This is a genomic window from Pseudomonas sp. PA27(2017) (genome assembly GCF_001945445.1).
GTDB lineage: Bacteria > Pseudomonadota > Gammaproteobacteria > Pseudomonadales > Pseudomonadaceae > Aquipseudomonas.
Map to the genome: position 1 here is coordinate 153,126 of NZ_MSXW01000038.1, position 21,463 is coordinate 174,588.

The 21,463-nt window shown below is 64.1% G+C and carries 20 protein-coding genes; 11 read left to right on the forward strand and 9 right to left on the reverse strand.

Annotated features, from left to right (window positions below; all coding sequences use genetic code 11):
• From BVH06_RS25500 to eutC, 4 genes are all read left to right on the forward strand, one after another.
• Positions 1–319, forward strand: a 319-nt coding sequence (locus BVH06_RS25500; RefSeq protein ID WP_139315672.1) for an aldehyde dehydrogenase family protein, incomplete at its 5' end; no start/stop codon positions are given.
• A gap of 79 nt (positions 320–398) precedes the next feature.
• Positions 399–1,844, forward strand: coding sequence for an ethanolamine permease (gene eat, locus BVH06_RS17430; protein WP_075934916.1), 1,446 nt, complete (start codon positions 399–401; stop codon positions 1,842–1,844).
• 48 nt (positions 1,845–1,892) lie between these two features.
• Entirely contained in the window at positions 1,893–3,287 is a 1,395-nt protein-coding gene (locus BVH06_RS17435; RefSeq protein ID WP_075934917.1) for an ethanolamine ammonia-lyase subunit EutB, read from the forward strand.
• 9 nt (positions 3,288–3,296) lie between these two features.
• Entirely contained in the window at positions 3,297–4,106 is an 810-nt protein-coding gene (gene eutC, locus BVH06_RS17440; RefSeq protein WP_075931689.1) for an ethanolamine ammonia-lyase subunit EutC, read from the forward strand.
• A 189-nt stretch (positions 4,107–4,295) separates the two neighbouring features.
• Here the strand turns inward: eutC and BVH06_RS17445 are convergent, their stop codons facing one another.
• The 5 genes from BVH06_RS17445 to BVH06_RS17465 all read right to left on the reverse strand — a co-directional run bounded on the left by BVH06_RS17445 (position 4,296) and on the right by BVH06_RS17465 (position 8,238).
• Positions 4,296–5,231, reverse strand: a complete 936-nt coding sequence (locus tag BVH06_RS17445; protein ID WP_075934918.1) for a glutathione S-transferase family protein — start codon at positions 5,229–5,231, stop codon at positions 4,296–4,298.
• Between the two features lie 349 nt (positions 5,232–5,580).
• Positions 5,581–5,895, reverse strand: coding sequence for a GIY-YIG nuclease family protein (locus BVH06_RS17450; RefSeq protein ID WP_075934919.1), 315 nt, complete (start codon positions 5,893–5,895; stop codon positions 5,581–5,583).
• 9 nt (positions 5,896–5,904) lie between these two features.
• The gene (pcsA, locus tag BVH06_RS17455) at positions 5,905–6,615 is read right to left on the reverse strand and encodes a phosphatidylcholine synthase (RefSeq protein ID WP_075931692.1); all 711 of its coding nucleotides are present in this window, start codon (positions 6,613–6,615) and stop codon (positions 5,905–5,907) included.
• A gap of 104 nt (positions 6,616–6,719) precedes the next feature.
• Positions 6,720–7,226, reverse strand: a complete 507-nt coding sequence (locus BVH06_RS17460; protein ID WP_075934920.1) for a nuclear transport factor 2 family protein — start codon at positions 7,224–7,226, stop codon at positions 6,720–6,722.
• Between the two features lie 67 nt (positions 7,227–7,293).
• A complete protein-coding gene (locus BVH06_RS17465) occupies positions 7,294–8,238 on the reverse strand; it encodes a LysR family transcriptional regulator (RefSeq protein WP_075934921.1) in 945 nt (314 codons plus the stop codon).
• A gap of 121 nt (positions 8,239–8,359) precedes the next feature.
• On the opposite strand from BVH06_RS17465, the gene BVH06_RS17470 reads away from it, so the two are divergent.
• The 3 genes from BVH06_RS17470 to mmsB are packed head-to-tail and all read left to right on the forward strand — an operon-like array spanning position 8,360 to position 12,148.
• Entirely contained in the window at positions 8,360–9,712 is a 1,353-nt protein-coding gene (locus BVH06_RS17470; protein ID WP_075931695.1) for an MFS transporter, read from the forward strand.
• A gap of 32 nt (positions 9,713–9,744) precedes the next feature.
• Entirely contained in the window at positions 9,745–11,241 is a 1,497-nt protein-coding gene (locus tag BVH06_RS17475; RefSeq protein WP_075934922.1) for a CoA-acylating methylmalonate-semialdehyde dehydrogenase, read from the forward strand.
• Between the two features lie 10 nt (positions 11,242–11,251).
• The gene (mmsB, locus tag BVH06_RS17480) at positions 11,252–12,148 is read left to right on the forward strand and encodes a 3-hydroxyisobutyrate dehydrogenase (protein WP_075931697.1); all 897 of its coding nucleotides are present in this window, start codon (positions 11,252–11,254) and stop codon (positions 12,146–12,148) included.
• Between the two features lie 129 nt (positions 12,149–12,277).
• Here mmsB and BVH06_RS17485 read toward each other — a convergent pair whose 3' ends face one another.
• The 4 genes from BVH06_RS17485 to BVH06_RS17500 all read right to left on the reverse strand — a co-directional run bounded on the left by BVH06_RS17485 (position 12,278) and on the right by BVH06_RS17500 (position 16,431).
• Positions 12,278–13,039 carry an amino acid ABC transporter ATP-binding protein gene (locus tag BVH06_RS17485; protein WP_027905940.1) on the reverse strand — a complete coding sequence of 254 codons (762 nt, stop codon included), beginning with the start codon at positions 13,037–13,039 and terminating at the stop codon, positions 12,278–12,280.
• 11 nt (positions 13,040–13,050) lie between these two features.
• Positions 13,051–14,148, reverse strand: a complete 1,098-nt coding sequence (locus BVH06_RS17490) for an amino acid ABC transporter permease (RefSeq protein WP_075931698.1) — start codon at positions 14,146–14,148, stop codon at positions 13,051–13,053.
• Positions 14,149–14,159: 11 nt separating this feature from the next.
• Positions 14,160–15,338, reverse strand: coding sequence for an amino acid ABC transporter permease (locus BVH06_RS17495; protein WP_075931699.1), 1,179 nt, complete (start codon positions 15,336–15,338; stop codon positions 14,160–14,162).
• 64 nt (positions 15,339–15,402) lie between these two features.
• Complete coding sequence (locus BVH06_RS17500; RefSeq protein ID WP_070887530.1) at positions 15,403–16,431, reverse strand: amino acid ABC transporter substrate-binding protein; 1,029 nt, start codon at positions 16,429–16,431, stop codon at positions 15,403–15,405.
• A 481-nt stretch (positions 16,432–16,912) separates the two neighbouring features.
• Between BVH06_RS17500 and BVH06_RS17505 the strand changes: the two genes are divergently transcribed.
• The 4 genes from BVH06_RS17505 (at position 16,913) to rhlB (ending at position 21,453) form a co-directional block, all read left to right on the forward strand.
• Complete coding sequence (locus BVH06_RS17505; RefSeq protein WP_075934923.1) at positions 16,913–17,566, forward strand: alpha/beta hydrolase; 654 nt, start codon at positions 16,913–16,915, stop codon at positions 17,564–17,566.
• A gap of 207 nt (positions 17,567–17,773) precedes the next feature.
• Positions 17,774–18,712, forward strand: a complete 939-nt coding sequence (locus BVH06_RS17510; protein ID WP_075931701.1) for a GGDEF domain-containing protein — start codon at positions 17,774–17,776, stop codon at positions 18,710–18,712.
• Between the two features lie 51 nt (positions 18,713–18,763).
• A complete protein-coding gene (locus BVH06_RS17515; protein ID WP_075934924.1) occupies positions 18,764–19,927 on the forward strand; it encodes a dipeptidase in 1,164 nt (387 codons plus the stop codon).
• Positions 19,928–20,028: 101 nt separating this feature from the next.
• Positions 20,029–21,453, forward strand: a complete 1,425-nt coding sequence (gene rhlB, locus BVH06_RS17520; RefSeq protein WP_075934983.1) for an ATP-dependent RNA helicase RhlB — start codon at positions 20,029–20,031, stop codon at positions 21,451–21,453.
• Positions 21,454–21,463: the final 10 nt, after the last annotated feature.

The window sequence follows — 21,463 nt, forward strand, 5'->3', positions numbered from 1 at the left end:
GGAAATCTTCGGCCCGGTGGTGGGCGTGACCACCTTCAAGGACGAAGCCGAAGCCCTGGCCATCGCCAACGACACCGAGTTCGGCCTGGGCGCCGGCGTGTGGACGCGCGACATCAACCGCGCCTACCGCATGGGCCGCGGCATCAAGGCCGGGCGCGTGTGGACCAACTGCTACCACCTGTACCCGGCGCACGCTGCCTTCGGCGGCTATAAAAAGTCCGGGGTCGGGCGCGAAACCCACAAGATGATGCTCGACCACTATCAGCAGACCAAAAACCTGCTGATCAGTTACGACATCAATCCGCTGGGCTTCTTCTGAAACTGCCAATTTGCCAATTGAACGCAGCCAACTAAAACGACGCCCCGCCGCCTGCGGCGGGGCGTGAAGGAGTCCCAACATGTCCAAAGAGACAATCGCCACACCCTCGCAAGGCGGTGTGGAAACCGAAGCGGTCAGCGCCGACTACTTCGCCAACCGGCAACTGAAACAAGGCGCCGCTGGCTGGATCCTGTTGATCGGCCTGGGCGTGGCGTACGTGATTTCCGGCGACTATGCCGGCTGGAACTTCGGCCTGGCCCAGGGTGGCTGGGGCGGCATGTTCATCGCCACGCTGCTGATGGCGACCATGTACCTGTGCATGTGCTTCTCGCTGGCCGAACTGTCGTCGATGATCCCCACCGCCGGCGGCGGCTACGGTTTCACCCGCACCGCCTTCGGGCCCTGGGGCGGCTTCCTGACCGGCACGGCGATCCTCATCGAATACGCCATCGCGCCGGCAGCCATCGCCTGCTTTATCGGTGCCTACTGCGAGTCGCTGTTCGGCGTCGGCGGCTGGATCATCTACCTGGTGTTCTACGTGGTGTTCATCGGCATCCACATCCTCGGTGCCGGGGAGGCGCTGAAGCTGATGTTCGCCATCACCGCCGTCGCCGCCATCGCCCTGGGCGTGTACATCGTCGCCATGGCGCCGCACTTCCAGGTCGCCAACCTGTTCGATATTCCCGCCACCGACGCCAATGGCGCCAGCAGCTTCCTGCCCTTCGGCTACCTGGGCATCTGGGCTGCCCTGCCCTATGGCATCTGGTTCTTCCTGGCAGTGGAAGGCGTACCGCTGGCTGCCGAGGAAACCAAGGATCCCAAGCGCGACCTGCCACGCGGCCTGATCGGCGCGGTGCTGGTACTGCTGGTGTTCGCCGGGCTGATTCTGCTGGTCGGCCCAGGCGCCGCCGGTGCCCAGTCGCTGGTGGCCTCGGGTAACCCGCTGGTCGAATCGCTGGTCAAGGTCTACGGCGGCTCTACCTGGATGAGCCAGTTCGTCAACCTGGTCGGCCTGGCCGGTCTGATCGCCAGTTTCTTCTCGATCATCTACGCCTACTCGCGGCAGATCTTCGCTCTGTCGCGCGCCGGCTACCTGCCACGTAGCCTGTCGCTGACCAACCGCAACAAGGCGCCGGTCATGGCCCTGATCGTCCCGGGCATCATCGGCTTCGGCCTGTCGCTGACCGGCCAGGGTGACCTGCTGATTCTGGTCGCGGTATTCGGCGCCACGCTGTCCTACGTATTGATGATGGCGGCGCACATCACCCTGCGCAGCCGTCGTCCCGACATGCCGCGCCCCTATCGCACTCCCGGTGGCGTACTGACCTCGTCGGTGGCTCTGGTGCTGGCAGCGGTAGCGCTGGTGGCCTGCTTCCTGGTCGACCTGCGGGTCGTGATCGGCGCGGCAGTCATCTACGCTCTGTTCATTGCCTACTTCGCGCTGTACAGCCGTCACCACCTGGTGTCGGGCACGCCGGAGGAAGAGTTCGCGGCGATTCAGGCTGCCGAGCAGTCACTGCGTTAACCCCTTGCAGCGGTCGCTGAAATGCGGCCGCGACAGGAGACATGATTCATGGCTGGATTCACTCACACCATCGCCCACATGACCTGGCGCTTCGACAGCCTGCGCGAGCTGATGGCCAAGGCCAGCCCGGCCCGTTCCGGTGATTATCTGGCCGAGGTCGCCGCGCAGAGCGACGCCGAGCGCGCCGCGGCGCAGATGGCCCTGGCCGACGTGCCGCTCAAACACTTCTTGCAGGAAGCGGTGATTCCCTATGAACAGGACGAAGTCACCCGGCTGATCGTCGACACCCATGATGCCGACGCCTTCGCCCCGGTCAGTCACCTGACGGTGGGCGGGCTGCGCGACTGGCTGCTCAGCGATACCGCCGACGAAACCAGCCTGACCGCCCTGGCACCGGGGCTGACCCCGGAAATGGCCGCGGCCGTATCGAAGATCATGCGCGTGCAGGATCTGGTGCTGGTTGCCCAGAAGACCCGCGTGGTCACCCAATTCCGCAACACCATGGGCCTGCGCGGGCGGATGTCCACGCGCCTGCAGCCCAACCACCCGACCGACGATCCGGCGGGCATCGCCGCCAGCATCCTCGACGGCCTGCTCTACGGTAACGGCGATGCGATGATCGGCATCAACCCGGCCACCGACAGCGCCAGCTCGATCCGCGCCCTGGTGGACATGCTCGACGCGATCATCCAGCGCTACGAGATCCCCACCCAATCCTGCGTGCTGACCCACGTCACCAGCTCCATCGCCGCCATCGAGCGCGGTGCTCCGCTGGACCTGGTGTTCCAGTCCATCGCCGGCACCGAGGCGGCCAACGCCAGCTTCGGCGTGACCCTCAAGGTGCTGCAGGAAGGCTACGAAGCCGGCCTGAGCCTCAAGCGTGGCACCCTGGGCAACAACCTGATGTACTTCGAGACTGGCCAGGGCAGCGCGCTGTCGGCCAACGCCAACCATGGCGTCGACCAGCAGACCTGCGAAACCCGCGCCTACGCCGTGGCCCGGCACTTCAACCCGTTTCTGGTCAACACCGTGGTCGGCTTCATCGGCCCGGAATACCTGTACAACGGCAAGCAGATCATCCGCGCCGGCCTGGAAGATCACTTCTGCGGCAAGCTGCTCGGCGTGCCCATGGGCTGCGACATCTGTTACACCAACCACGCCGAAGCCGACCAGGACGACATGGACACCCTGCTGACCCTGCTCGGCACGGCGGGCATCAACTTCATCATGGGCATCCCCGGCTCCGACGACGTGATGCTCAACTACCAGACCACTTCGTTTCACGATGCCCTGTACGCGCGCAAGGTGCTCGGCCTGCATGCGGCGCCGGAGTTCGAAGCCTGGCTGGCGCGCATGGGCATCTTCCAGCAACAGGGCGGCCGCCTGCATATGGGTAACGAGCTGCCGCCGGCATTTCGCCAGGCCCTGGCGCAACTGGCTTGAGAGGTCGCCATGCCCGATAAATCCCCTGCTACGCCCAACCCCTGGCAGCATCTGCGTCAGCTGACCCCGGCGCGTATCGCCTTGGGCCGCGCCGGCACCAGCCTGCCTACCGCCGCGCAGCTGGATTTCCAGTTCGCCCACGCCCAGGCCCGCGATGCCGTGCACCTGCCCTTCGACCATGAAGGCCTGTGCGAAGAACTGCAGGGCCGAGGCCTGGACACTCTGCTGCTGCACAGCGCTGCGGCGGATCGGCACACCTACCTGCAGCGCCCGGACCTTGGCAGGCGCCTGGACGAAGAATCCGCCAACGCCCTGGACGACTACGCCAAGGAAAACGGCCGCGGCTACGACCTGGCCATCGTCATCGCCGATGGCCTGTCTTCCCTGGCCGTGCGCCGTCACAGCCTGCCATTTCTGGAAAAGCTGCTGGAGCAGATCACCGAGGAAGGCTGGAAACTGGCGCCCATCAGCCTGGTACAACAGGGCCGAGTCGCCGTCGCCGACGAGGTGGGCGAACGGCTGGGTGCCAAGATGACGGTGATCCTGATCGGCGAACGCCCAGGGCTCAGCTCACCGGACAGCCTGGGGCTGTACTTCACCTACGCACCGCGGGTCGGCCTCAATGACGCCTACCGCAACTGCATCTCCAACGTGCGGCTGGAGGGCCTGAGCTACGGCATGGCGACCTTCCGGTTGCTGTACCTGATGCGCGAAGCCTGCCGCCGCCAGCTGTCGGGCGTGGATCTGAAAGACGAGGCCGAAGTGCCGACCCTGGAAGACGCAGGGCCGGGGAATTTCCTGCTGCCGGATAAGCGTTAGACCATCGCGCAGCATCTGTGGGAACGGGCGGGGACGCCCGTTCCCACAACCGCGTAGGATGGGTGAACCCCATCGGCCATTGATGGGTTTCGCCTGCGCGGCCCGCCCCATCCTACGGCCTCGCGGCTAAAGCCGCTCCCACGGTTGGTGCCTTTGTGGGAGCGGCTTTAGCCGCGATCTTTATCGAGCTCAACGCGCTTCGATGCGGAACCCCAGACGAGGAAAGTGCACATGCACGACGCCGGCGCGGTCATCTTCACGACGCAGGATCAGTTCCTCGGCGCCAGCGAACAACAGCTCCCCCTCCACTGCCTCCACGCCATAGTCGACAGCCGAAATCGCCACGCGCTGTCCGGCCGTGAAACCGTTCGGATCGCTGAACGCCTCCTCGGGCAGCGCCGCAGGCGTGGCCGCGCGCGCCACCTCAATGGCCACCTCACCACTGATTTCTTCGGACTTGCCGTGCCCGAGCGCCAGCACGCGATCCAGCCAGGCTGCTACGCTCGGGTAGCCATCGACCAGCGGCGAAGTCACCGGGGTGGCGCGCAGGAACCACAGTGGATGCGCCATGGCGATATCGGCAAGGCTCGCCTCGCCAAACAGAAAATCGCCATCGCTGGTATCCAGCTGCGCCTGCAGGCGGGTCATGAAGCCCGGCCACTGGTGCTTGGCTTGCTCGGCCGACATACGCGAGGCCTGGCCACCCGAAAACAGTTTGCTGCGGTCGGCGATGAAGGTCTGCACGAACTCCGGCGGCGCCTTGGCAAAACGCAGGGCCATGGATTCAGGCTGGAACACCAGGCTCACCGCATGCTGGAACACCACCGAGTCGGCCCACTGGGCGAAGGCGGCGATGGCGAAGGCCTGCTTGCCAGGCAGCAACGCCGGCTGCGGCTGGTGCGCCTCAAGGCGGCGGGCGATCAGGGCGGTGTCGCAGTAGATATCGGCGCCGATCTGCAGCACCGGCGTCTTGCGGTAGCCGCCAGTGAGGGCGGTGAGGTCCGGCTTGGGCATCACCGGTGGAATCTGCACCGAGCGCCAGGCCAGGTTCTTGAAGCCCATCAGCAGACGCGCCTTCTCGGCGAAGGGCGACGCGGGATAATGGTGCAGGATGAGCTCAGACATGGAAGCCTCCGAAAGCGGATAAGGCTTGCAGCTTAACTCAGCTGGCCGCTGATGCTAGGGTCTGTTGCCGTTTCAGCGCGAGCCGCGTTGTCGCGAGAAATCTCGCCAGGCCGGGCGGCGATCCGCTAGGCGGAGGACGCAGGGAATGGACTAGCCGTCCGCGTTTTCCCTTGCCAAGTCCTCCAACGACGCATGGCGAGATTTCCCGCACAACCCGAAGGGCCGGGCCCCTTTTGTCGCGATGCGGCGTTTCTCGCCGACTCATTTAGCTAGCTAAACTTCGCGGCTCGTGCCTTGCCTCGCGACAAAAGGGGCTCCGGCGCGGCCGTGCGTGAAACGGCAACAGACCCTAGGCAGACCCCAGTGGGACTGATGGCAGCTCATCAAGCACATGCATCAGGCTGCCGGTGGCCACCAGGGCTTCCTTGGCGCCCTTGCCGAGGCGCTTGATCGCCCGTTCGCGGCGCAGGGCGTCGCCCTTGCCCGGGCAGCTTTCACTGTAGACCAGGGCTACCGCCGGGCTGGAGAAGAAGAACCGAGCACCCTTGCCGCTCTGGTGCTGGGCGAAGCGCCGCTGCGGATCATCGCTGATGCCGCAGTAAAGCGCGCCGTTGGCGGCGCGCACGAGGTAGACGAACCAGGGTTTAGCCGCTGTGACGCTCATCGCTGGCGATCAGGCGAACCACTCGCGGGCCGAACGCCACACGCACATGCCCACGAAGTAGGCCGAGGACAGCCCCCACAACACCAGCAGCCACACCGGCTGGGCCGGGAACTGCAGGATCAGGCCGGCGCAGGCGAACATCCAGACCATGGTCACGGCGATATTGATCGGCATGAACTGCTTGACCCGGAACGGGTGCAGGAACTTCATGCGGGTCAGGGTCAGGCCGGCCAGCACCATGATCACCGCAAAGGTGACCCAGGGCTCGAAGTCCAGCAGATAGAGGTAAACCACCACCACGTTCCAGGCGGCAGGGAAGCCGACGAAGTAGTTGTCCTTGCTCTTCATGTTGACGTTGCAGAAGCAGAACAACGAGGAAAGCAGAATCACGCCCACCGACAGCAGCAGCGTGTACTCGGGCAGCGGGATGAAGCGGTAGACGAAGATCGCCGGGATGAAAACGTAGGTGAGGTAGTCGATCACCAGGTCGAGGGTGGAACCATCGAAATGCGGCAGCACCACCTTCACGTCGTACTTGCGCGCCAGGGTGCCGTCCAGGCCGTCGACCAGCAGCGCCAACCCCAGCCACATCAGGCAGCTTTCCGCCCGCCCCTCGATCAGTGCAAGCAACGCCAGCATACCGAGGATGACTCCGCTCGCGGTTACCGCGTGCACGCTCCAGGCCTTGGCTTTACGGGGGGATAGGGACATAACACTCATGATCGAAATACTCTGGCGGACGGGCTTTCACACGATAAAGGGGGCCTTTACATGCACCCGGCCATTCATCGTTGAAGTTCTGACCGGAGAGCGTACCACTCCGTTCAGCCGCGCGCTTCTCCACCGTGCAGCCCGTCGGACGCACGGGCGGCCTGGAACTGCCGCAGACCGTTACGCGCTTGCTTGCGCACGGTGTTCTTGAGCAGCGGCGTCCAGCCGATCAGCATGCCCTGAAAGCCCAGCGCCTGAGCGGCCCAGCGCCACATGTCGAAGCGGTCGCGGTGCTCGACGATCAACCCATCGCGAATCACGAACGATGCGTCGATGCGATTGACCACGGTGCGCCCGGTCTGGGTGAACAGGTAGGTGGCCACCCATTTGGCGCTGCCACCGGTGGCATCGGCCTGCACGTCGGAAAAGGTCAGCGAGAATTTCTTGGCGCGGGAGGTCAGCATGCGCCACATGTCGCGGGCATCGTCGCCGTTCAACTCGCCAAAGGCAGGGTCGCTGAAACACACGTCCGGCGCGTAGCAACGCGCCATCTCTTCAGCGTCGAGACGCTGGAAAGCCTGGTAGAAACGGGTGATCAGTTGGGCATTTTCTGTAGACATGGCATGGCCTCCTGGCAATGGGCCGCAGTATCGCCTGAGCCGCGCGTGACCGCCATGGGCAAATCAGTCACGCAAATGCCATTTCGGCCGTTTCACCGAGCAAAAAAGCACGGTTGCGCTCGGCGCAGGCACGCAGGTAATCGGCCACCAGGGTGATGCGTTTGAGCTTGCGCAGGTCTTCGCGGTAATACAGCCAGAACTGGCGAATCACCTTCACCTCCCCCGGCAGCACCTCGACCAGCCGGGTATCCGGGCCTGCCAGGAAGCACGGCAGGATCGCCAGCGCCCGCCCCTGCAAGGTGGCCTGGTACTGGGCCACCACGCTGGTACTGCGCAGCGTGCTGCTGGCATTGGGCACGATGCCTTCCAGGTAGAGCAGCTCCGGGCTGAATGCCAGGTCATCGACGTAGGTGATGAACGAGTGCTGGCCCAGATCCTCCACCTGGCGGATCGGCGGGTGACGCTGCAGGTATTCGGGCGTCGCGTAGAGCTTCAGGGCGTAGTCGCACAACCGAGAGCAGACGTAAGGCCCGCGTTCAGGGCGCTCCAGGGTGATGGCGATGTCCGCCTCACGGCGCGACAGGCTGATGAAGTGCGGTACCGGCAACAGGTCGATGGCGATGTTCGGGTAGATGTCCTGAAAGCCGCCAAGCTGCGGCGCCACGAAATAGCTGCCGAAACCTTCGGTCGAGCCGATGCGCACATGGCCCGAGAGCGCCAGGCTGGCGCCCGACACCTGTTCGCAGGCCGTCTGCAGAGTGCTTTCCAAAGCCTCGGCATACCCCAGCAAGTGCTGCCCCTCCGTAGTCAGCACGAAGCCGCTGGCCCGCGAGCGCTCGAACAACAGGGTGCCGAGGGCCTTTTCCAGCGCGCCGATTCGCCGCGACACCGTGGTGTAGTCCACGCCCAGGCGACGGGCAGCGCTGCTGGCGGTTCGGGTTCGGGCGACTTCGAGAAAGAACTTGAGGTCGTCCCAGTTCATCTGGCCGGCCGACATCATGCTTTTTTGCATAACGAACCTGTCTTTTTAGGTACTGGAACAGAAAGTTTGCATACCTATACTCCAGACACGCAGCGCCTACCAGCTGCTCACAGTTCCAAGTTCCTACGACAAAAACAAAAGCAGGCAACTCATGAACGACTCACACGCTCAAGGGCCGGCTGCCGGCCGCAAGCACTACCGTATCGCTGGCCTGGCCAGCATGGCGGGTACCACCATCGAGTGGTACGACTTCTTCCTCTACGGCACCGCCGCAGCGCTGGTCTTCAACAAGCTGTTCTTCCCCACCCTCGACCCGATCACTGGCGTACTGGCGGCCTTCGCCACCTATGCCGTCGGTTTCATCGGTCGGCCCCTGGGCGGCATTCTGTTCGGCCACTTCGGTGACCGCATCGGCCGCAAGTCGATGCTCATGCTCACCCTGATGATGATGGGCATCCCGACCATCGCCATTGGCCTCTTGCCCACTTACGAGCAGATCGGCTACTGGGCCGCGGCGCTACTGGTGGTCATGCGCTTTCTGCAGGGCATGGCCGTGGGTGGCGAATGGGGCGGCGCGGTGCTGATGGCCGTCGAGCATGCGCCGGAAGGCAAGAAGGGCTTCTACGGCAGCCTACCGCAGACCGGCGTGGGCGCGGGCCTGGTGCTGTCCACCCTGGCCATGGGCGCGGTCGCCACGCTGCCCGAGGAGCAGATGCTCGCCTGGGGCTGGCGCCTGCCGTTCCTGGCCAGCGTGGTGCTGCTGGCGGTGGGCTGGCTGATTCGCGTCAAGGTCGCCGAGTCGCCGGACTTCGAAAAGCTCAAACAGCAGAACCGCCGCGTACGTCTGCCGCTGATGGAGGTGCTGCGCAACCACCCGCGCGCCACCCTGACCATCATCGGCGCGCGCACGGCCGAGAACGCCTGGTTCTACATGGCAGTCACCTTCGCCCTCGCCTACGCCGCCAACCAGTTGCAGATTCCAAGGGCCGACGTGCTGCACGCCATCACCGCCGGCGCCGCGCTTTCACTGGCGACCATGCCGTTCTGCGGCTGGCTGTCCGATCGCGTTGGCCAGAAGCGCCTGTACTTCACCGGGCTCTTGTTGCTGTGCGCCTTCGTCTACCCGTTCTTCGCCATGCTCGGTACCCGTGAGCCGGTGCTGGTGTGGTGGGCGATGGTGCTGGCGGTGGGCGTGGTGTTCCCGATCCTCTACGCGCCGGAATCCCTGCTGTTCGCTCGCCAGTTCCCGGCGGAAATCCGTTACAGCGGCATCTCGCTGTCGGTTCAGTTGGCCGGGGTGCTCGGCGGCGGCTTCGCACCGATGATCGCCACCAGCCTGCTGGCCGCTGCCGATGGCAGCCCGCGCTACGTGATCGCCTACCTGATCGGCATGGGCCTGGTCGCGCTGGGCTGTACCGCACTGATGCGCAGCGACCCGCCCCGCCAGCCTAGCGCCAGCGCCGCAATGGACAGTTCACGGTCCGCAACCCTGCGCGCCCGTTGACTCCTGCCAGTCGATTCACAAAGGACCGAACCATGACCGCTACAGTGAAACTGCTCATCAACGGCGAATTCGTCGAGTCACGCACCCAGCAATGGCGCGACGTCGTCAACCCGGCCACCCAGGAAGTGCTGGCTCGGGTGCCCCTGGCCACCGCCGAGGAGATCGACGCCGCGGTGGCCAGCGCCAGCCAGGCCTTCAAGACCTGGCGCAAGACGCCGGTCGGCGCCCGCGCGCGGATCTTCCTCAAGTACCAACAGTTGATCCGCGAAAACATGAAAGAGCTGGCGGCCATTCTCACCGCCGAACAGGGCAAGACCCTCGCCGACGCCGAAGGCGACGTGTTCCGCGGCCTGGAGGTGGTCGAGCACGCCGCCGGCATCGGCAACCTGCAACTCGGCGAGCTGGCCAACAACGTGGCCGGTGGCGTCGATACCTACACCCTGCTGCAGCCGTTGGGCGTGTGCGCCGGCATCACCCCGTTCAACTTTCCGGCAATGATTCCGCTGTGGATGTTCCCGATGGCCATCGCCACCGGTAACACCTTCGTGCTCAAGCCCTCCGAGCAGGACCCGATGGTGACCATGCGCCTGTGCGAACTGGCTCTGGAAGCCGGCGTGCCGCCGGGCGTACTCAACGTGGTGCACGGCGCCGAGGACGTGGTGAACGCCATCTGCGATCACCCGGACATCAAGGCGGTGTCCTTCGTCGGCTCGACCCGCGTCGGCACCCACGTCTACAACCGCGCCAGCCAAGCCGGCAAGCGCGTGCAGTGCATGATGGGCGCCAAGAACCACGCCATCGTGCTGCCCGATGCGCACAAGGACCAAACCCTCAACAACCTCGCCGGCGCCGCGTTCGGCGCCGCCGGGCAACGCTGCATGGCCCTGTCGGTGGTGATTCTGGTCGGTGAAGCGCAGGGCTGGTTGCCGGACCTGGTGGCCAAGGCCGAAACACTCAAGGTCGGCAGCGGTGTGGAAAACGGCACCGATGTCGGCCCGCTGATCTCCTGCACCGCGCTGGACCGGGTCAGCAGCCTGATCGAACGCGGCGCCAGCGAAGGCGCGCGCCTGGTGCTCGATGGCCGCAACCCGGCGGTGACGGGCTTCGAGCGCGGCAACTTCGTCGGCCCGACCGTCTTCGACGCGGTGACCCCGCAGATGAGCATCTACCGCGAGGAAATCTTCGGCCCGGTGCTGTGCGTGATGCACGCCGCGACCCTGGATGAGGCCATCGCGCTGATCAACGCCAACCCCAATGGCAACGGCACGGCGATCTTCACCCGCTCCGGCGCCGCCGCCCGGCACTTCCAGGAGGAGATCGACGTTGGCCAGGTGGGCATCAACGTGCCGATTCCGGTACCGGTGCCGATGTTCTCGTTCACCGGTTCGCGGGCTTCCAAGCTCGGCGACCTCGGCCCGTACGGCAAGCAGGTGGTGCAGTTCTACACCCAGACCAAGACCGTGACCCAGCGCTGGTTCGACGAGAGCGACGTCGGCGGCGCGGTGAACACCACCATCACCCTGAAGTGAGGCGACGACCATGAATATCGGATTCATCGGCCTGGGCAACATGGGCGCGCCCATGGCCCACAACCTGCTCAAGGCAGGCCACGCGCTGCGCGTCTTCGACCTGTCCACCGGCGCCGTCGCGGCCCTGGTGGACGCAGGTGCCAAGGGTGCCGACAGCGCCTGCGGCGTGCTGCAGGATGCCGAGATCGTCATCACCATGTTGCCGGCCTCGGCTCATGTGAAAGCGGTCTACCTCGGCGATGACGGCCTGCTGGCCAAGGTGAAGCCCGGGGTGCTGCTGATCGACTCCTCGACCATCGACCCGCTGTCTGCACGGGAGGTCGCCAAAGCGGCGGTCGCCCACGGCAATCCGATGCTCGATGCGCCGGTGTCTGGCGGCACCGGTGGCGCGGCTGCCGGCACCCTGACCTTCATGGTCGGCGGCGCCGAGGCAGACTTCGCCAAGGCCCAGCCGATTCTCGCAGCCATGGGCCGCAACATCGTGCATTGCGGCGGCAGCGGTAACGGTCAGGTGGCGAAGGTGGCCAACAACATGCTGCTCGGCATTTCCATGATCGGCGTCGCCGAAGCCATGGCGCTGGGGGTGTCACTGGGCATCGACGCCAAAGTACTGGCGAACATCATCAACACCTCCAGCGGGCGCTGCTGGAGCTCGGACACCAACAACCCCTACCCCGGCGTGCTCGACAACGTGCCGGCCTCGCGCGGCTACAGCGGCGGGTTCGGTACCGACCTGATGCTCAAGGACCTGGGCCTGGCCACCGAGGCAGCGCGGCAGATCAAACAACCAGTGATACTCGGCGCCCTCGCTCAACAGCTCTATCAACGCTTCAGTTGCGACGGGCACGGCGGGCTGGATTTCTCGGCGATCATCACCAGCTATCTGAAGCCCCGGGACAAATCGTGAGGCTCAGGGGCCAATGAGCAAAATCTGCTTCTCACCCATAAAAAAAAGCCGGGGCTGATGCCCCGGCGTTTTTTCATCGGCGTTTTCGGTCATTGAGCAGACGGATGCCCGCGCCCTGCCCGCCCGTCCTCAGTGCAGAATCTGCCCCAGGAACAGCTTGGTACGCTCGTTCTGCGGGTTGTCGAAGAAGGCGTTCGGCTCGGCCTGTTCGACGATCTCACCCTTGTCCATGAAGATCACGCGGTCGGCCACCGTGCGCGCGAAGCCCATTTCGTGGGTCACGCAGAGCATGGTCATACCGTCTTCGGCCAGGCCGATCATGGTATCGAGTACTTCCTTGACCATTTCCGGGTCGAGTGCCGAGGTCGGCTCGTCGAACAGCATGATCTTGGGCTTCATGCACAGGGCCCGGGCGATGGCCACACGCTGCTGCTGGCCACCGGACAACTGCCCCGGGTACTTGTGCGCCTGCTCTGGAATGCGTACGCGCTCCAGGTAGTGCATGGCGATTTCCTCGGCCTTGCGCTTGGGCATCTTGCGTACCCACATCGGCGCCAGGATGCAGTTCTGCAGCACGGTCAGGTGCGGGAACAGGTTGAAGTGCTGGAACACCATGCCCACTTCGCGGCGCACGGTCTCGATGTCCTTGAGGTCACGGGTCAGCTCGGTGCCATCGACCACGATGCGACCGGCTTGGTGTTCTTCCAGGCGGTTGATGCAGCGGATGGTGGTCGACTTGCCCGAACCCGACGGGCCGCACAGCACGATACGCTCGCCCTGACGCACGTCCAGGTTGATGTCCTTGAGAACGTGGAACTGGCCGTACCACTTGTTCACGCCCTGTAGCTGAATGATCGGCTCGGCGCTGGGTTGCTTGTTTGCTTCGCTCATCTAAGTGACTCCTAACGCTTGTGGCCAGTGTCGAGCTTCCTCTCCAGATGCATGGAGTAGCGCGACATACCGAAACAGAAAATCCAGAAAATCAGGGCAGCGAACACGTAGCCCTCGGTCGCCATGCCCAGCCACGCCGGGTCGGCAGCCGCCTGCTTGACGCTGTTGAGCAGGTCGAACAGGCCGATGATGATCACCAGACTGGTGTCTTTGAACAGGGCGATGAAGGTATTGACGATGCCCGGGATCACCAGCTTGAGCGCTTGCGGCAGGATCACCAGCCCCATCATCCGCCAGTAGCCCAGGCCCATGGCGCCGGCCGCTTCGTATTGCCCCTTGGGAATCGCCTGCAGGCCACCGCGTACCACTTCGGCGATGTAGGCCGACTGGAACAGGATGACGCCGATCAGGGCACGCATCAGCTTGTCGAAGCTCATGCCTTCGGGCAGGAACAGCGGCAGCATCACCGAGGACATGAACAGTACGGTGATCAGCGGTACACCACGCCAGAACTCGATGAAGGTCACGCAGACCACCTTCACCGCCGGCAGGTTGGAGCGACGCCCCAGCGCCAGCAGGATGCCCAGCGGCAACGCACCGGCGATACCGACGGCAGCGATCACCAGGGTCAGCATCAGGCCGCCCCAACGGCTGGTCGACACGGTTTCCAGGCCGAACACGCCGCCGTGCAGCAGGCACCAGGCCACGACCGGGTAGATCACCAGGAACGCGATACCGTAGATGGCCTTGCGCGGGAACTTGGAGATGAACAGCGGCGCGGCACCAACGATGGCCAGCACGGCGGTCAGGTCCACGCGCCAGCGCAGCTCGCTGGGGTAGAAGCCGTACATGAACTGACTGAAACGCGACTGGATGAACACCCAGCAGGCGCCCTCCTTGGTGCAGTCCGCGCGAGTGCTGCCCACCCAGTTGGCATCGAAGATCGCCCACTTGAGCAGCGGCGGCACCATCAGCCAGATGAGGTAAATGGCGAACAGCGTCAGCAGCGTGTTGAGCCAGCTGGAGAACAGATTGCTGCGCATCCAGGCGACCACGCCAACGCTGGCGCTGGGTGGCGGCAGATCCGGTTTGAAAGTATGAGTGCTCATGCGCTAGGTCCTCACCGCTCGATCAGCGCGATGCGCTTGTTGTACCAGTTCATCAGCAGGGAAATGCTGATACTGATCGCCAGGTAGACGCTCATGGTGATGGCGATCACCTCGATGGCCTGCCCTGTCTGGTTGAGTACGGTACCGGCGAATAGCGAGACCATGTCCGGATAGCCGATACCGGCAGCCAAGGACGAGTTCTTCGCCAGATTCAGGTACTGGCTGGTCAGCGGCGGAATGATCACGCGCATGGCTTGCGGGATGATCACCTTGCGCAGCGTCGGGCCGGGGCGCAGACCCAGGGAGCGGGCGGCCTCGGTCTGGCCATGGCTGACCGAGTTGATCCCGGAGCGCACGTTCTCGGCGATGAACGCCGCGGTGTAGACGGTCAGTGCAACGGTCAGCGCCAGCAGTTCGGGGATCATCACCCAGCCGCCGACGAAGTTGAAGCCCTTGAGCTCGGGTACCGACCAGTGCAGCGGGCTGCCGAAGATCAGCGCGACCAGGGTGGGGATGACGATGGCCATGCCCAGGCCGACCCAGAACTTGTGGAACGGCTGACCGGTGGCTTCGAAGCGCTTGTTCGCCCAGCGGGTCATCATCACGATGGCGACGATGGTCACTAGAACACCGATCGCGAACGGCCAGAATGCACCGGTCGCCTCGGCAGCCGGCATATTCAGGCCGCGGTTGCTGAGGAAGAAGCTGTCGCCCAAGCTGATGCTGGCACGCGGGCCGGGCAGCGGCAGCAGCACGGCGAAGTACCAGAAGAGAATCTGCAGCAACGGTGGAATGTTGCGGAAGACTTCGATGTAGACGGTCGCCAGCTTGCTGATCATCCAGTTCGGCGACAGGCGCGCGACACCGATGACGAAGCCGAGGATAGTGGCCAGCACGATGCCGATGAAAGAAACCAGCAGGGTGTTGAGCAGGCCGATGACGAAGACGCGGGCATAGCTGTCCGCTTCGGTGTAGCTGATCAGGTGTTGGGCGATGCCGAAACCGGCACTGCGCTCGAGGAAGTCGAAGCCCGAGGTGATGCCCCGGTGTTGCAGGTTGGTCTGTGTATTGCTGAACAGGAACCAGCCCATTGCGACCACGGCCACAACGGTAATGATTTGGAATAGCCAGGCGCGCACACGTGGATCGCTAAGGGAAAACCCCTGCGGTGCGCCAATGTTTTTCTGCATGGGAATGCCCCAGGTATAACGGAACGAAAATCGCCCGGCAGTGCACTGCCGGGCGACAGGTCAATCAACGCACTGGAGGAGCGTAGTGCAGACCGCCTTTGTTCCACAGAGCGTTGAGGCCACGCTCGATCTTCAGCTCGCTGCCCTTGCCAATGTTGCGCTCGAACACTTCGCCGTAGTTACCGACCTGCTTGACGATCTGGACGACCCAGTCCTTCGGCAGCTTCAGATCTTTACCGTACTCGCCGTCGGCACCCAGCATACGGGCGACGTCAGGGTTCTTGGTTTCCTTGGCCAGAGCTTCGACGTTCTTGGAGTCGACGCCCAGCTCTTCGGCGTTGAGCATGGCGAACAGGGTCCACTTGACGATAGCCATCCAGTCTTCGTCGCCACGACGAACCAGCGGGCCCAGCGGCTCCTTGGAGATCACTTCCGGCAGGACAACCCAGTCATCCGGCGCGCCCAGCTTGATGCGCTGTGCGTACAGCTGCGACTGGTCGGAGGTCAGCACGTCGCAACGGCCGGCTTCCAGCGACTTGGCGCTCTCGTCGGAGGTGTCGAAGGTGATCGGGGTGTATTTCAGGCCGTTCGAGCGGAAGTAGTCGGAGACGTTCAGCTCGGTGGTGGTGCCCGCCTGGATACAGATGGTCGCACCATCGAGTTCCTTGGCGCTGGCAACGCCCAGCTTCTTGTTGACCAGGAAGCCGATGCCGTCGTAGTAGGTCACGCCGGTGAACACCAGGCCCATGCCGCCGTCGCGGGAGCTGGTCCAGGTGGTGTTGCGCGACAGTACGTCGACTTCACCGGACTGAATGGCAGTGAAACGCTCTTTGGCGGTCAGCGGGCTGTACTTGACCTTGGTCGCGTCGCCCAGCACTGCGGCGGCCACACCGCGGCAGATGTCGACGTCGATGCCCTGGTAGTTGCCCTTCTCATCCGGCACCGAGAAACCCGGCAAGCCGTCACTGACGCCACACTGTACAAAGCCTTTCTTCTTTACGGCGTCCAGGGTTGCACCGGCGTGAGCCATGCCAGCGGCGCCCAGAACGGCGGCGGCGGTCAACATCGCCAGGGTCGTTTTAACCATCTTCATTGAACATTCTCCGGTTGCTTTTGTTGTGTTGGAGTCTCAGCCCGATCGCCGTACCCTTTTGGGGCATGTCGTCACTATTGGCAGCAACAGTGTAGACCGGTGACCAGACCTCGGTACGTGCGCCGTGACCCATTCGAGAGCAGGTCATCGACATTCGTACCAGCCCGTTGGTGAACAGGCCCGAGACGGATCGCGAATTTGTATATCGACGGGCATGCAGCGCCCGGCGAACCTTTTGGAAACCCCATCAAATCGGCTTTCCCGTCTGCTCCGCGGCCCGGCGTGGTGTTACCACGCTGGCCCGACGACATCAGTCACGAGGTTTATAGCAAAGGCCATACCACACTCTGTTTTTACCCGTGAGTTAGAGCGGTCAAGGGGGCAAACTTGTAATCTTGCGACATCTAGTTCATGGATCAGTACAGTGACGGAAAACAGTCGCGCACCAAAGTAACGCATCAGCCCCAAATTGGAGCAACACATGGATACCACATTGCTACTGCAGCCCCCACTTCCCGCCGACTCGTGCGTGATCTGGCTGCACGGTCTGGGTGCAGACCGTTTCGATTTCCAGCCGGTCGCCGAGGCGCTGCAGCAATCATTGCGCAGCACCCGCTTCGTGTTGCCCCAGGCGCCCACTCGCCCGGTGACCATCAACGGCGGCTGGGAAATGCCCAGCTGGTACGACATTCTGGCCATGAGCCCAGCCCGCGCCATCGACCGTGCACAACTCGAACAGTCGGCCCAGCAGGTCATCGACCTAATCGAGGCGCAGCGCGATGACGGCATCGACCCGGCGCGCATCTTCCTGGCCGGTTTTTCTCAGGGCGGCGCCGTGGTGCTGCACGCCGCGTTCCTGCGCTGGCAAGGCCCGTTGGGCGGCGTGCTGGCGCTGTCGACCTACGCACCGAGCTTTGCGGACGAGCTACAGTTGAGCGATGCCCAGCGCGCGGTTCCGGTCTACTGCCTGCATGGCAATCAGGATGGTGTGGTGCTGCCGAGCATGGGCCGCACCGCCCACGACTGGCTGCAAAGCCGTGGTGTCGCCGTGGCCTGGCAGGAGTACCCGATGGCTCACGAAGTGTTACCGCAAGAAATCGCCGATATCGGCGCCTGGCTCGCAAGCCGTCTGTAATGCGGCTTTCGGCGGCGCGCCTGTGACGGCCTTCACAGTCCCCGCGCCGCCGGTCGTCGGCATGACGCAAGACGATTGTCAGCCTGCCTGACGGCGGATACTGTCACGGCAATGAGGCTCGTTCGTCGATCACGAACGCGGTCATCGATCCATGGGAGCGTTGGCGATGCCGATCGTTGAGCGTTTTCAAGCAAGGATGCACATGCCATGAAGGCGGCCCACTGGCAAACCGACCTGCAGCAGCTTCGCCAGCTGCGCCTGTTCGACAACGTCGCGCTCGGAAGCCTCAACCGATTGCTCGACGCCTTTCGCCCCTGCGAACTGGAGGCAGCCGAAGTGCTGCTCTCGCCGTTCGATCGTAATCAGTACCTTTATATAGTCGTCACCGGCAGCCTCAAGGTGTACCTGGGCTCGCTCGACAACCAGCCGGTCACCACCCTGGGGCCGGGCGATTGCGCCGGCGAGATCAGTTTCCTCGACAACGAGCACCCCAGCGCCTACGTGGTGGCCACCGAGCCCAGCAGCGTGCTGCGCCTGCACCGCGACGCGGTCACTTCACTGTTCCAGCAATCCCCGCAGATGATGCACAACCTGCTAAAGGTGCTCTGTGATCGGGTGCGCCAGGGCAACCGGCAGTTGATCAACAGCGAGCAGAACGCCAACGTCGACAAGCTCACCGGCGCCTTCAACCGCCGCTGGCTGGAGCACGTATTCGAGCGTGAACGTGCGCGCTGCCTGATCGACAAGCAGCCGCTGTGCCTGCTGATGCTCGATGTCGACCACTTCAAGGACTACAACGACCAGCACGGTCACCTCGCCGGTGACTACGCGCTGTGCCTGGTCGCCCACACCCTGCGTCGTCAGCTCAGGGCACGGGACAGCCTGGTGCGCTTTGGCGGCGAGGAATTCGTGGTGCTGTTGCCCGAACTGGCACTGCAGCAGGCCGCCGATGTGGCCGAGCGTCTGCGCGAGAGCCTGGAAGGGATCGGCTCCTTCTATTCGCCGCTGGGCGCCCAGCCGGGCGTGACCATTTCCCTGGGCCTGGCGCAGATGGCCGCCCGTGATGGCCTGGCCGGCTTGATCGCCCGGGCCGACAAGGCTCTGTACAAGGCCAAGAACAGCGGCCGTAACCGACTCTGTCATTGAATTGCCGTGAGCACGTGACAAGCTGACGGCCACTTTTCTTGGAAAGCCACCATGCGCAAGCGCCTGCTAATCGTCCCGATTGTTCTGGGCCTTGCCGCCGCGGTGTTCTTCACCCTGCCCAGCGTGCTCGACCGGCGCATGAACAGCGTCGAATCCCCCGCCCCCTATCCGGCAGGCCAGGCCGCCACGCGCTTGCACGACACGCTGTTCATCGCCGACCTGCACGATGACGCCCTGCTCTGGGAACGCCACCTGCTCAAGCGCTACAGCTACGGCCACTCGGACCTGCCGCGCATGCTCGACGGCCGCGTCGGTTTGCAGGTGTTATCCACCGTCACCAAATCGCCCCGCGGGCTGAACTACGAAAGCAACAGCGCCAACAGCGACACCATCACCCTGCTCGCCATGGCCCAGCGCTGGCCACGGGCGACCTGGACCAGCCTGCTCGAGCGCGCGCTGTATCAGGCCGAGAAGCTGCGCAACGCCGCAGCCGGCAGTGGAGGTCAGATGGTGCTGATCACGACCCGAGCCGACCTGAGCACCTTTCTCGAGGCCTGGAATCAGGATCCGCGTCGCGTCGCCACGATATTGGCCACCGAAGGCCTGCACCCGCTTGAAGGTAAGCTGGAGAACCTCGACCGCCTCTACGACGCCGGTTTCCGCATGGCCGGCCTGACCCACTTCTTCGATAACGAAATCGGCGGCTCGGCCCACGGCCTGAACAAGGGTGGCCTGACGTCCCTGGGCCGCGAGGTCGTCGCGCGCCTGGAAGAGAAATCCATGCTCATCGACCTGGCCCACGCCTCGCGCCCGCTCATGGACGACGTGCTGGCCATGGCCACGCGCCCAGTGCTGGTGTCCCACGGCGGCGTCGAGGGCACCTGCCCCGGCACCCGCAACCTCAGCGACCGGCATATTCGCGCCATCGCCGCGACCGGTGGGGTGATCGGCGTCGGCTACTGGGACACGGCGGTGTGCGCCACTTCGGTGGCGGCCATCGTCAAGGCGATTCGCTACACGGCCGACCTGGTGGGCATCGAGCACGTGGCCCTGGGGTCGGACTTCAACGGCACCATTCATGCGCCCTTCGACGTCACCGGCCTGGCCCAGCTGACCGAAGGCCTGCTCGGCGCCGGTTTCAGCCATGCCGACATCGCGGCGATCATGGGCGGTAACGTCCAGCGCCTGCTGCTCGCCAGCCTGCCAGGGAACTGATCGACAGGCGCGCATGACGCCGGTGGCAGAGTACTTCGCCCTGCCCGCGTCTTGCTTTACACTGGCTGGCGTTCATTCCTTAATCAATCGACGAGATGACCGTGCTCAAAGCACTCAAAAAAATATTCGGCAAAGCCGAAAATGAGCCACACAGCTCAGTCTCCCCGACCCTCGAAGCCACTTCGCCTCCCGCCGCAGCTCCCCGCGAGGAGCGCCAGCCGCGCCCGCCGAAAGAAGCCGCCAGCGCCGAACAGAAGCCCCAGAGCAAACCCGCCAAGCCGCGCCGCGAACGTGCGCCCAAGCCGGTCGACACCTGGAAGCTCGAGGATTTCAAGGTCGAACCCGCCCCTGGCAAGACGCGCTTCCACGACTTCAAGCTGTCGCCGGAACTGATGCACGCCATTCACGACCTGGGCTTTCCGTACTGCACGCCGATCCAGGCCGGCGTACTGGGCTACACGCTCAAGGGCCAGGACGCCATCGGCCGCGCCCAGACCGGCACCGGCAAGACCGCCGCCTTCCTGATCTCGATCATCACCCAATTGCAGCAGACGCCGCCGCCCAAGGATCGCTACATGGGCGAGCCGCGCGCGCTGATCATCGCGCCGACCCGCGAACTCGTGGTGCAGATCGCCAACGACGCCAAGGAACTGACCAAGTACAGCGGCCTCAACGTGATGAGCTTCGTCGGCGGCATGGACTTCGACAAGCAGCTCAAGCAGCTGGAATCACGCTTCTGCGACATTCTGGTAGCCACCCCGGGCCGTCTGCTGGACTTCAATCAGCGCGGTGAAGTGCACTTGGACATGGTCGAGGTGATGGTGCTCGACGAAGCCGACCGTATGCTCGACATGGGCTTCATCCCCCAGGTTCGTCAGATCATCCGCCAGACTCCGATGAAGGGCGAACGCCAGACCCTGCTGTTCTCCGCCACCTTCACCGAAGACGTGATGAACCTGGCCAAGCAGTGGACCACCGACCCGGCCATCGTCGAGATCGAGCCGGAGAACGTCGCCAGCGACACCGTCGAACAGCACGTCTACGCCGTCGCCTCGGCGGACAAGTACAAGCTGCTCTACAACCTGGTGACCCAGAACGACTGGACTCGCGTGATGGTGTTCGCCAACCGCAAGGACGAAGTGCGCCGTATCGAAGAACGCCTGACCCGGGACGGCATCAGTGCGGTGCAGATGTCCGGCGACATTCCCCAGCACAAGCGCATTCGTGCCCTGGAAGGTTTCCGCGAAGGCAAGATCCGCGTCATGGTCGCCACCGACGTGGCCGGCCGCGGCATCCATGTCGATGGCATCAGCCACGTGATCAACTTCACCCTGCCGGAAGACCCGGACGACTACGTGCACCGCATTGGCCGTACCGGCCGCGCCGGCACCAGCGGCACCTCGATCAGCTTTGCCGGCGAGGACGATGCCTTCGCCCTGCCACCGATCGAAGAGCTGATCGGCCGCAAGATCCAGTGCGAGATGCCACCGGACGAACTGCTCAAGGCCGTACCGCGCAAGCATTGATCGACTACGC